Source organism: Pseudomonas graminis (assembly GCF_013201545.1).
In the GTDB taxonomy this organism is placed as follows: Bacteria; Pseudomonadota; Gammaproteobacteria; order Pseudomonadales; family Pseudomonadaceae; genus Aquipseudomonas.
In genome coordinates this window covers 608,126-619,741 of sequence record NZ_CP053746.1, presented here as the reverse complement: position 1 = coordinate 619,741, position 11,616 = coordinate 608,126, and the positions used below count along the sequence as shown (strand labels likewise).

Genomic DNA, 11,616 nt, shown 5'->3' with positions numbered 1-11,616 from the left:
CATGCACGGCGCACAGGTTCGTCATCAGCAATCCGCTACCGGCCGCAACAAGCCGGTACCGCGTGGTGCCAGCCGCATGGTTGCCAAGGAGCCCATGTCGTCGCGCATGTCGCGACCGAACTTCGGTTTCCTGCGCAGCCTGATGTGGCCAGTGCTGCTGGTGGTGTTTGGCTTCGGTACGTACGAAGCCGCCCAACGCCTGCTGCCTTACGCCGACCGGCCGATCTCGCGGATCAACGTGCAGGGCGACCTGAGCTACATCAGTCAGCAGGCCGTGCAGCAGCGGATTGCGCCGTTCGTGGCGACCAGCTTCTTCAACATCGACTTGGCCGGCATGCGCACCGAGCTTGAGCAAATGCCGTGGATTGCCCACGCCGAGGTCCGCCGCGTCTGGCCGGATCAGGTGGTGATCCGTCTGGAAGAGCAATTACCGGTTGCACGCTGGGGCGATCAATCCCTGCTGAACAACCAGGGTCAGGCATTCACTCCGCGTGAACTGGCCAACTACGAACACCTTCCGCAGTTGTTCGGGCCTCAACGGGCTCAACAGCAGGTGATGCAGCAGTACCAGGTGCTGAGCCAGATGTTGCGCCCGTTGGGGTTCTCCATCGCTCGCCTGGAACTGCGCGAGCGAGGCAGCTGGTTTCTGACCACCGGCGCAGGCAATGCAGGCCCTGGCCTGGAACTGCTGCTGGGACGAGGCAACCTGCTTGAAAAGATGCGCCGCTTTATCGCCATCTACGACAAGACACTGAAAGACCAGATCACGAACATTGCGCGAGTCGACCTTCGTTACAACAACGGCCTGGCCGTTGGTTGGCGCGAGCAGGCAGCAGCGCCAACGACGGACAAACCCGCCGTCGCGAAGAATTGATAAGAGGCAGGACCCATGGCAAACGTGCAAAGCGGCAAAATGATCGTCGGATTGGATATCGGCACCTCCAAGGTGGTGGCGCTGGTAGGCGAAGTCGCGGCTGATGGCACGCTGGAAATCGTCGGTATCGGCACTCACCCGTCCCGCGGTCTGAAGAAAGGCGTGGTGGTGAATATCGAATCCACCGTGCAATCGATCCAGCGCGCCGTAGAAGAAGCGCAGCTGATGGCCGGTTGCCGGATTCACTCGGCCTTCGTCGGCGTGGCGGGCAACCACATCCGCAGCCTGAACTCCCACGGCATCGTGGCTATTCGCGACCGCGAAGTGAGCTCGGCCGACCTTGAACGCGTGCTCGACGCTGCCCAGGCCGTGGCGATCCCGGCTGACCAGCGCGTGCTGCACACCTTGCCGCAAGACTACGTCATCGATAACCAGGAAGGCGTTCGCGAGCCACTGGGCATGTCGGGCGTGCGTCTGGAAGCCAAGGTTCATGTGGTGACCTGCGCGGTGAACGCGGCGCAGAACATCGAAAAATGCGTGCGCCGCTGCGGCCTGGAAGTCGACGACATCATCCTTGAGCAACTGGCCTCGGCTTACTCGGTGCTGACCGACGACGAGAAAGAACTGGGCGTGTGCCTGGTGGACATTGGCGGCGGCACCACCGACATCGCGATCTTCACCGAAGGCGCGATCCGCCACACCGCCGTGATCCCCATTGCTGGCGACCAGGTCACCAACGACATCGCGATGGCGTTGCGTACACCGACCCAGTACGCCGAAGAAATCAAGATCCGTTACGCCTGCGCCCTGGCCAAACTGGCCGGTGCCGGCGAAACCATCAAAGTGCCAAGCGTCGGCGACCGTCCGCCCCGTGAACTGTCCCGTCAGGCTCTCGCCGAAGTGGTCGAGCCGCGCTATGACGAGCTGTTTACCCTGATTCAGGCAGAACTGCGTCGCAGCGGCTACGAAGACCTGATCCCGGCCGGCATCGTGCTGACCGGGGGCACCTCGAAAATGGAAGGCGCGGTCGAACTGGCCGAAGAAATCTTCCACATGCCGGTCCGCCTCGGCGTGCCGCACAGCGTCAAAGGGCTCGCGGACGTTGTTCGCAACCCGATCTACTCAACCGGCGTCGGCCTGTTGCTGTACGGACTGCAAAAGCAGTCTGACGGCATCTCGCTGTCCGGCCTGTCCGGCTCCGGTAGCAGTTATAGCGATGAACCGAAGGCCCCAGTGTTAGAGCGTCTGAAGCGCTGGGTTCAGGGGAATTTCTAAGATTCAAAAAGCGGTAGGCAGGCAACAGGCGACATAAAACTAGAGAACTGAAGGAGAGGGAACATGTTCGAGCTCGTAGACAACATCCCACAAAGCCCGGTAATTAAAGTTATCGGCGTTGGTGGTGGCGGCGGCAACGCAGTCAATCACATGGTCAAGAGCAACATCGAAGGCGTCGAGTTCATCTGCGCCAACACCGATGCTCAGGCACTGAAAAACATTGGCGCACGTACCATTCTGCAATTGGGTACCGGCGTGACCAAAGGCCTGGGCGCAGGTGCGAACCCTGAAGTTGGCCGTCAGGCTGCACTGGAAGACCGCGAGCGTATCGCTGAAGTGCTGCAAGGCACCAACATGGTCTTCATCACCACTGGCATGGGCGGCGGTACCGGTACCGGTGCGGCTCCGATCATTGCCGAAGTGGCCAAGGAAATGGGCATTCTGACTGTTGCGGTCGTGACTCGTCCGTTCCCGTTCGAAGGCCGCAAGCGCATGCAGATCGCCGATGAAGGCATCCGCGCGCTGTCCGAAAGCGTCGACTCGCTGATCACCATTCCCAACGAGAAACTGCTGACCATCCTCGGTAAAGACGCCAGCCTGCTGTCGGCTTTCGCCAAGGCTGACGATGTACTGGCCGGTGCCGTTCGCGGTATCTCCGACATCATCAAGCGTCCGGGCATGATCAACGTCGACTTCGCTGACGTACGCACCGTGATGTCCGAAATGGGCATGGCGATGATGGGCACTGGCTGCGCCAGCGGTCCGAACCGTGCGCGTGAAGCCACCGAAGCTGCTATCCGCAATCCGTTGCTGGAAGACGTGAACCTGCAAGGTGCTCGCGGCATTCTGGTCAACATCACTGCCGGTCCTGATCTGTCTCTGGGTGAGTACTCCGACGTGGGTAGCATCATCGAAGCGTTCGCCTCCGAGCACGCGATGGTCAAGGTCGGTACCGTTATCGATCCGGACATGCGCGACGAGCTGCACGTGACTGTGGTTGCCACCGGCCTGGGTGCAAAAATCGAGAAGCCTGTGAAGGTCATCGATAACACCATGCAGACCGCTCAAGCCGCCCCTGCGCAGCAACACGCCGCACGCCAAGAGCTGCCTTCGGTCAACTACCGCGATCTGGACCGTCCAACCGTGATGCGCAATCAGGCACACGCGGGCGCAACAGCCGCAGCGAAGATGAACCCGCAAGATGATCTGGATTACCTGGACATTCCAGCGTTCCTGCGTCGTCAGGCTGATTAATGGGTTCTATCAGGGGTATAAGGGTGATTGGTGTTCAGCAAAGGCGGGGTCTGCTATCATCGCCAGCCTTTGTTGATACTAATTCGCGATACGCGCTGAAGCGGCCAATGCCATGATTAAACAACGCACCCTGAAAAATATTATCCGTGCCACAGGTATCGGCCTGCACTCTGGGGAGAAGGTTTACCTGACCCTCAAACCAGCGCCTGTGAACGCTGGCATTGTGTTTTTCCGTACCGACCTTGAGCCGGTGGTCCAGATCAACGCTCACGCGTTGAATGTGGGTGACACCACGCTTTCCACGACGCTGTTCAATGGCGACGTGAAGGTCGATACGGTCGAGCACTTGCTGTCGGCCATGGCCGGCCTTGGCATCGATAACGCCTACGTTGAGCTTTCTGCCTCCGAAGTTCCAATCATGGATGGCAGCGCAGGTCCCTTCGTATTCCTGATTCAATCGGCTGGCCTGGAAGAACAGGACGCACCGAAGAAATTCATCCGCATACTTAAAGAAGTGTGCGTAGAAGAAGACGGCAAGTCCGCCAAGTTCTTACCGTTTGAAGGGTTCAAAGTGGGGTTCGAGATCGATTTCGATCACCCTTATCTGAAGAATCGCACTCAAACCGCTTGCGTGGATTTTTCCAGCACTTCGTTTGTTAAAGAAGTAAGCCGTGCGCGGACATTCGGTTTCATGAAAGACATCGAGTATCTGCGTAAGCACAACCTGGCTCTGGGCGGCAGCGTTGAAAACGCGATCGTCGTGGACAAGGACGGCGTGTTGAACGAAGACGGTCTTCGTTATGAAGACGAGTTCGTGAAGCACAAGATTCTGGATGCCATTGGTGACCTGTATCTGTTGGGCAACAGTCTGATCGGCGAGTATCAGGGCTTCAAGTCGGGACACGGTCTGAACAATCGTTTGCTGCGTGCGTTGATCGCTCAGGAAGACGCTTGGGAAGTTGTGACCTTCGAAGATGCCAGCACCGCACCGATCTCTTACATGCGCCCCGTTGCGGCGGTGTAACAGTCTCTTCTTCCTAGTTTTGATGTTTTCAGGCCACCTTCGGGTGGCCTTTTTTATGGATTGTCGATTGGATAGCGTGCATATCCGTTTTTTGTGTGTACTGGAATTATGGTTCCGCCCTTACGGCGGGTCACTTTTGGCAAGAGCGCCCGGATTGCCGGCCCAGCCAAAAGTAACCAAAAACGCTTTGCTCCTGGTTTGGCCCGACTTCGTCGGGTTCCTTCACTCCGGTCCCGCTCCGTGGGCCCGCGCCGAACGGGCATCCATGCCCTGACGGCGCTCTCGCCGCATCCATGCGGCTCGGCCCCCTACGCGAGACCTGCGTTCAGCCTGCACCCAAGTCGCGTTTTGCGGTGAATGAACCTCTTGCGTATGAAGATCAAGATCAAAAGCAGATCAAAGGCAGAAGCACATCAAAAGCTTCCCGGCTGAGGCCGGTGCTACGGGGGGGGGCGCCGCCGGCCCAACTGGCTGCACGCGGCGTTATTGTAGGACCGGCTTTAGCCGGGAAGAGGCCTTGGCGGGCGCTGGCATTCTCGGACTTGCCAACACCACTGATGCTGGTCGTGCCCACGCTCCGCGTGGGTATGCATCCCTTGGGGCTCCGCGTCCGGTCTCTAGCTGAATGCTGCGAATCGGAGGGGAGGGGTGGGCAGTATCATGATTTCTCAGCCTCTTTCGTCACGGCATGCGCGGCCAGCCGCTCAAGCGCAGCACGCAGTTTCGGGTCGGTGATGCCTTCCGCTGTGGCGGTGATGGTTTCGGCTGCGGACACCGAAAGGTCTCGCAAATGTCCCACCTCTCTCCGGTGGGTTCTCGCGGGCTGTACCTTCAGTTGCAGCCGGGTGAGGTTGGCGAATTCCTTGAACGCGACCAGTTGCCGTTGCAACCGCTTCTGTTGATAGCGCAGTCGAGTAGCCCAATGGCCGTCGGTGACGATGAGCAGCAGTGTGCCTTCGCGCCATGACGCGACGTGGCAGTGCTCGCGCGCTGCGGGTTGCAGCTGGCTTTCCAGCAGACGCTGCAAGTGCGCGAGGCGTTGGGCGTGGCTGAAGATGGCTTTGAGCGGCCGGGCTTCGCGCAGGAGAACAGCCGGTGCGCGCGCCGGTAGGGGACGAAATGCCATGATAGGGTTGCCTTGTGTTGCCAGGGCGGGATCTTAGCAGAATCGGCTGAAGCACCCTCAGGTCAGGCGTTTCGGCTGCAAATGCGCTACGCGATCATGAAAAAACATTAATAAAACTTCTGGCCTTCATGGGTTGAAGTCACGGGAAATGACCCTATTGTACTTCTGCCCCGTAACATTGCTGTGCCAGCATCGTGGAATAACGCCACTTTCCTCACCACCATTTCCGGGTAGAATGCTCGTTCGCATGCGGCCATCAGGGCTGCTCGGGCGACTCACGGGGCCGCCCTCCATCCCTATGTGTGGAAGATCCTTTCGATATGTTTGCACCTTTGTTAAAAAAACTTTTCGGAAGCAAAAACGAGCGCGAAGTGAAGCGCATGCTCAAGACGGTCCAGGTCGTCAACAGCTTCGAAGAGCAAATGGTCGCCCTCTCGGACGAACAGCTGCGCGCCAAGACCGATGAGTTAAAGGCCCGCATAGCCAAAGGTGAGACCCTCGACCAGCTCTTGCCCGAAGCCTTCGCGGTCTGCCGCGAGGCGGGTAAACGCATCATGGGCATGCGTCACTTCGACGTACAGCTGATCGGCGGCATGACACTGCACGAAGGCATGATCGCCGAGATGCGTACCGGTGAGGGTAAAACCCTCGTCGCGACCCTCGCGGTTTACCTCAACGCACTGTCCGGGAAGGGCGTGCACGTGGTCACGGTGAACGACTACCTGGCACGTCGTGACGCCAACTGGATGCGCCCGCTGTATGAATTCCTCGGTCTGACCGTAGGCGTGGTCACGCCTTTCCAGCCGCCGGAAGAGAAGCGCGCCGCCTACGCCTCCGACATCACCTACGGCACCAACAACGAATTCGGTTTCGACTATCTGCGCGACAACATGGCATTCAGCCTGGAAGACAAATTCCAGCGTGAACTGAATTTCGCCGTGATCGACGAAGTGGACTCGATCCTCATCGACGAAGCCCGTACGCCGCTGATCATCTCCGGCCAGGCCGAAGACAGCTCCAAGCTCTACACCGAGATCAACAAGCTGATCCCCAAGCTCGAGCAGCACATCGAGGAAGTGGAAGGCCAGGTCACCCAACAGGGTCACTACTCCATCGACGAGAAGTCCCGTCAGGTGGAGCTGAACGAGTCCGGTCACCAGTTCATCGAAGAGATGCTCACCGAAGTCGGCTTGCTGGCTGAAGGCGAGAGCCTGTACTCCGCGCACAACCTCGGTCTGCTGACCCACGTCTATGCCGGTTTGCGTGCCCATAAGCTGTTCCATCGCAACGTCGAATACATCGTTCAGGACGGCCAGATCCTGCTGGTTGACGAACATACCGGCCGTACCATGCCGGGTCGTCGTCTGTCCGAAGGCCTGCACCAGGCCATCGAAGCGAAGGAAGGCCTGAACATCCAGGCCGAGAGCCAGACCCTGGCCTCGACCACCTTCCAGAACTACTTCCGTCTCTACAACAAGCTGTCCGGCATGACCGGTACGGCGGACACCGAAGCGTTCGAATTCCACCAGATCTACGCCCTGGCGGTGATGGTCATCCCGCCGAACAAGCCGTTGGCGCGTAAAGACTTCAACGACCTCGTCTACCTGACCGCCGAAGAGAAGTACGCGGCGATCATCACCGACATCAAGGCCTGTCTGGCCGAGCAGCGTCCGGTGCTGGTGGGTACGGCGACGATCGAAACCTCGGAGCACATGTCCCGCCTGCTGGTGCAGGAAGGCATCGAACACAAGGTTCTGAACGCCAAGTTCCACGAAAAAGAAGCTGAAATCATTGCCCAGGCCGGTCGTCCGGGTGCGCTGACCATCGCCACCAACATGGCCGGTCGCGGTACCGACATTTTGCTGGGCGGCAACTGGGAAGTTGAAGTCGCCAGCCTTGAAGACCCGACGCCAGAGCAGATCGCGCAGATCAAGGCCGACTGGCAGAAGCGCCATCAGCAGGTGATCGAAGCGGGCGGTCTGCACGTTATTGCGTCCGAGCGTCACGAATCCCGCCGTATCGACAACCAGCTGCGTGGTCGTGCCGGTCGTCAGGGTGACACGGGTTCGAGCCGTTTCTACCTGTCGCTGGAAGACAGCCTGATGCGCATCTTCGCCTCTGACCGGGTGAAGAACTTCATGAAGGCGCTGGGCATGCAGTCCGGCGAAGCGATCGAGCACCGCATGGTGACCAACGCGATCGAAAAAGCGCAGCGCAAGGTCGAAGGCCGCAACTTCGACATCCGCAAGCAACTGCTCGAGTTCGACGACGTGTCCAACGAACAGCGGAAAGTGATCTACCACATGCGTAACAGCCTGCTGGCTGCGACCAACATTGGTGACACCATTGCCGAGTTCCGCGAAGAAGTTCTTGATGCCACCATCTCCGCGCACATTCCGCCGCAGTCGTTGCCTGAGCAGTGGAACGTGGCCGGTCTGGAAGCCGCGCTGAACAGCGATTTCGGCGTGAAGCTGCCGATCCAGCAGTGGCTCGACGAAGACGATCACCTGAACGAAGACACCCTGCGTCCGAAGTTGATGGAGGCCATTCTGGCGGCCTACAACGAGAAAGAAGACCAGGCCAGTGCCGAGGCGCTGCGCACGTTCGAGAAGCAGATTCTCCTGCGCGTACTGGACGACCTGTGGAAAGATCACCTGTCGACCATGGACCACCTGCGTCACGGCATTCACCTGCGCGGTTACGCTCAGAAGAACCCGAAGCAGGAATACAAGCGCGAGTCGTTTGCCCTGTTCCAGGAGCTGCTCGATTCGATCAAGCGCGACGCCATCCGTGTGCTGTCCCACGTTCAGGTTCGCCGCGAAGATCCGGCCGAGGAAGAGGCGCGTCTGCGTCGGGAAGCCGAGGAGCTGGCCCAGCGCATGCAGTTCCAGCACGCCGAAGCACCAGGCCTGGAGCAGCCGGACCTGCTCGCTGAAGACGGTGAAGACGTCGCGGTAGCCGCTGCGGCCGCACTGTCGCCGGTTCGTAACGACCAGAAGCTGGGTCGCAACGAATTGTGCTGGTGTGGTTCGGGCAAGAAATTCAAGCACTGTCACGGTCAGATCAGCTGAATCGCCGACCGCGACAGGCTGTAGCTGAACTGTAAAATCTCGCCGCGACCGGCTCTGCCGTCGCGGCGTTTTTCAATCAATCGAGCCGTGTCGGCAAGGCCGCGCGGTGTGACTGTCTTTCAAGGAGCGCACTTCATGGCTGTTGGTCTTGGTCCTTTGCCGACGCTGCACCCGGTTCCCGGTTTTGAACTTGGCATCGCTTCCGCCGGCATCAAGCGCCCGGGGCGCAAAGATGTCGTGGTCATGCGCTGCGCCGAAGGCTCCAGCGTCGCGGGTGTGTTTACGCTGAACGCCTTTTGCGCGGCGCCGGTCATCGTCGCCAAACAGCGCGTGCAGGGCACCGTGCGTTATTTGCTGACCAACACCGGCAATGCCAACGCGGGCACGGGTGAACCTGGGCTGGCGGCTGCCGAGCGGACCTGCGCGAAGCTGGCCGAGATCACCGGCGTGGATGCCAGCGCCGTGCTGCCGTTTTCCACGGGCGTGATCGGCGAGCCATTGCCTGTCGAGAAGATCGAAGGCGCGCTGCAGGCGGCGCTGGATGATTTGTCCGTCGACAACTGGGCTGCGGCGGCCACCGGCATCATGACCACCGACACGCTGCCGAAGGGCGCGAGCCGTCAGTTCGTGCTTGATGGCGTGACAGTCACCGTGACCGGCATCAGCAAAGGCGCGGGCATGATTCGTCCGAACATGGCGACCATGCTCGGTTACATCGCCACCGACGCCAAGGTGGCGCCGGGCGTGCTGCAGGACCTGATTCGCGACGGCGCCAACAAGTCGTTCAACCGCATCACCATCGATGGCGATACATCGACCAATGACTGCTGCATGCTGATCGCCACCGGCCAGGCCGATTTGCCTGCAGTGACCGAGGCCAAGGGTCCGCTGTTCGAAGCGTTGAAAAAGGCCGTATTCGAGGTGTGCATGGACGTCGCGCAAGCTATCGTCCGTGACGGCGAGGGCGCCACCAAGTTCGTGACCGTTGAGGTGAACGGCGGCGGCAATCATCAGGAATGCCTGGACGTGGGTTACACCGTCGCGCATTCGCCGCTGATCAAAACCGCGCTGTTTGCATCAGACCCGAACTGGGGCCGAATCCTGGCGGCCGTGGGTCGCGCAGGCGTGCCGAACCTCGACGTCAGCAAAATCGACGTGTTTCTGGGTGACGTCTGCATCGCCAGCAAAGGCGCTCGGGCCAGCACCTACACTGAGGAGCAAGGCTCGCTGGTGATGGCGCAGGAAGAAATCACCATCCGCATCGAGCTGGGCCGTGGCGACTGCAGCGAAACCATCTGGACCACCGATCTGTCGCACGAGTACGTGAAGATCAACGCGGAATACCGTACCTGAGTCACGAGCGAGTCCACCGGTTTCAACGGAGCCAAGACATGAGCCTGCACCTGATCATCGGCGACAAACGTTATTCCTCATGGTCGCTGCGCCCGTGGCTGGCGCTTGTGCTGACCGGTGAGGCGTTCACCGATCAGGTGATTCGCCTGAATCAGGCTGACACCACGCGCTTGATTCTCGAGCATTCGCCGACCGGTAAAGTCCCTGCGCTGAAGTGCGAGCACGGCACCATCGTTGATTCGCTGGCGATCTGTGAGTACCTGGCGGAGCGCTTTCCAAAGGCAGGATTGTGGCCGGCGGACGTTGCCGCCCGCGCTCAGGCTCGGTCGGCGTGCGCGCAGATGCACAGCGGCTTCGTCGGTCTGCGCTCGCGTTTGCCGATGGATTTGCGTCAGGACGAGGCGCTGGAAGTCATCGCGGTCGAAGCTCAGGCCGATATCGACCGCATGATTGCGCTGTGGCGTGAATGCCGCGCGGTGTCGGGTGTGAAGGAGGGCTTCCTGTTCGGCACGCCGGGCATCGTCGATGCGTTCTTCGCACCGGTCGCCGTGCGATTTCGCACCTATCGCGTCGCGCTGCCAGCGGACGCGGCCGCCTACGTCGAAACGATTTATCAGTGGCCTGCGTTCAAGCGCTGGCAGCAGGCGGGTCTGGAGGAAGGTTGAACGTGAAACGCATCCATGTGGCCGCGGCGGTTATTCGTGGCACCGACGGCAAGATCCTCATCGCCCGACGCGCCGACAAGCAGCATCAGGGCGGCTTGTGGGAGTTTCCCGGCGGCAAGGTTGAACCGGCTGAATCGGTCGAGGCCGCGCTGTCCCGCGAGCTGCACGAAGAGCTCGGCATCATCGTTACTGCGGCGCGTCCGCTGATCAAGATCAAGCACGACTACCCGGACAAACAGGTGTTGCTGGACGTCTGGGAAGTCTCGTCGTTCACCGGCGAACCCCACGGTGTTGAAGGCCAACCCCTGGCGTGGGTATCGCAACGGGAACTGGCCGAGTATGAATTTCCGGCGGCGAATCGGCCGATTGTGGCCGCTGCGCGTTTGCCGGGTGAGTACCTGATCACCCCGGACGATCTGGATACCCCAGAGCTGCTGCGCGGTATACGCACGGCGGTGCCTGGCGGCATCAAGCTGGTTCAGCTTCGCGCGCCGAACATGTACGACCCGAAATACCGTGACGTCGCGGTTGACGCGGTCGGGCTGTGCGCGGGCAAGGCGCAGTTGATGCTCAAGGGGCCGCGGGAATGGCTAGGCGACTTTCCGGCGGCGGGCTGGCACCTGACCAGCGAACAGCTGCGTAAATACGCCAGCAAGGGCCGTCCGTTTCCTGAAGATCGCTGGCTGGCAGCCTCATGTCACGACGCTGAAGAGTTGAGCCTGGCCGAGCAGATGGGCGTGGATTTCGTCACCCTCTCGCCCGTGCTGCCAACGCAGAGCCATCCGGACGCCCAGCCGCTGGGTTGGGAAAAGGCCCGCACGTTGATCGAGGGCTTCAGCAAGCCGGTTTATCTGCTGGGCGGGGTAGGGCCGACGGACCGTCAGCACGCGTGGGAATGTGGCGCGCAGGGTGTGGCCGGAATCAGAGCGTTTTGGCCGCAAGGCTAATCAATACCTACATCGTTATAAGAGCCT

General features: G+C 60.3%; 9 protein-coding genes. 8 read left to right on the top strand and 1 reads right to left on the bottom strand.

Going from position 1 to position 11,616, the window contains the following annotated elements; translation table 11 throughout:
* Position 1 precedes the first annotated feature (1 nt).
* From FX982_RS02820 to lpxC, 4 genes are all read left to right on the top strand, one after another.
* On the top strand, positions 2–874 hold the full coding sequence (locus tag FX982_RS02820) for a cell division protein FtsQ/DivIB (protein WP_172609572.1): 873 nt from the start codon (positions 2–4) through the stop codon (positions 872–874).
* Between the two features lie 15 nt (positions 875–889).
* A complete protein-coding gene (ftsA, locus tag FX982_RS02815; RefSeq protein WP_037014678.1) occupies positions 890–2,149 on the top strand; it encodes a cell division protein FtsA in 1,260 nt (419 codons plus the stop codon).
* A gap of 63 nt (positions 2,150–2,212) precedes the next feature.
* Entirely contained in the window at positions 2,213–3,403 is a 1,191-nt protein-coding gene (gene ftsZ / locus FX982_RS02810) for a cell division protein FtsZ (RefSeq protein ID WP_074884474.1), read from the top strand.
* Between the two features lie 112 nt (positions 3,404–3,515).
* Positions 3,516–4,427, top strand: coding sequence for a UDP-3-O-acyl-N-acetylglucosamine deacetylase (gene lpxC, locus FX982_RS02805; RefSeq protein ID WP_065992158.1), 912 nt, complete (start codon positions 3,516–3,518; stop codon positions 4,425–4,427).
* Between the two features lie 658 nt (positions 4,428–5,085).
* Here the strand turns inward: lpxC and FX982_RS02800 are convergent.
* A complete protein-coding gene (locus FX982_RS02800; protein WP_172609571.1) occupies positions 5,086–5,553 on the bottom strand; it encodes a DUF721 domain-containing protein in 468 nt (155 codons plus the stop codon).
* Between the two features lie 320 nt (positions 5,554–5,873).
* Here FX982_RS02800 and secA point away from each other — a divergent pair, with 320 nt between their 5' ends.
* The 4 genes from secA to FX982_RS02780 all read left to right on the top strand — a co-directional run bounded on the left by secA (position 5,874) and on the right by FX982_RS02780 (position 11,589).
* Positions 5,874–8,624: a preprotein translocase subunit SecA gene (secA, locus tag FX982_RS02795; protein ID WP_172609570.1), complete on the top strand. Its 2,751-nt coding sequence runs from the start codon at positions 5,874–5,876 to the stop codon at positions 8,622–8,624.
* A gap of 135 nt (positions 8,625–8,759) precedes the next feature.
* Positions 8,760–9,977, top strand: coding sequence for a bifunctional glutamate N-acetyltransferase/amino-acid acetyltransferase ArgJ (argJ, locus tag FX982_RS02790; RefSeq protein WP_172609569.1), 1,218 nt, complete (start codon positions 8,760–8,762; stop codon positions 9,975–9,977).
* A 38-nt stretch (positions 9,978–10,015) separates the two neighbouring features.
* Entirely contained in the window at positions 10,016–10,642 is a 627-nt protein-coding gene (locus FX982_RS02785) for a glutathione S-transferase family protein (protein WP_172609568.1), read from the top strand.
* A gap of 2 nt (positions 10,643–10,644) precedes the next feature.
* Positions 10,645–11,589 (top strand): Nudix family hydrolase, encoded by a 945-nt coding sequence (locus FX982_RS02780; RefSeq protein ID WP_172609567.1) that lies wholly within the window; start codon positions 10,645–10,647, stop codon positions 11,587–11,589.
* Positions 11,590–11,616: the final 27 nt, after the last annotated feature.

Excerpts from the sequence above, each read along its gene's own strand:
- ftsZ (WP_074884474.1), top strand. The coding sequence starts at position 2,213 with ATGTTCGAGCTCGTAGACAACATCCCACAAAGCCCGGTAATTAAAGTT.
- FX982_RS02820 (WP_172609572.1), top strand. The coding sequence starts at position 2 with ATGCACGGCGCACAGGTTCGTCATCAGCAATCCGCTACCGGCCGCAAC.
- FX982_RS02785 (WP_172609568.1), top strand. The coding sequence starts at position 10,016 with ATGAGCCTGCACCTGATCATCGGCGACAAACGTTATTCCTCATGGTCG.
- ftsA (WP_037014678.1), top strand. The coding sequence starts at position 890 with ATGGCAAACGTGCAAAGCGGCAAAATGATCGTCGGATTGGATATCGGC.
- argJ (WP_172609569.1), top strand. The coding sequence starts at position 8,760 with ATGGCTGTTGGTCTTGGTCCTTTGCCGACGCTGCACCCGGTTCCCGGT.
- lpxC (WP_065992158.1), top strand. The coding sequence starts at position 3,516 with ATGATTAAACAACGCACCCTGAAAAATATTATCCGTGCCACAGGTATC.
- FX982_RS02800 (WP_172609571.1), bottom strand. The coding sequence starts at position 5,553 with ATGGCATTTCGTCCCCTACCGGCGCGCGCACCGGCTGTTCTCCTGCGC.
- secA (WP_172609570.1), top strand. The coding sequence starts at position 5,874 with ATGTTTGCACCTTTGTTAAAAAAACTTTTCGGAAGCAAAAACGAGCGC.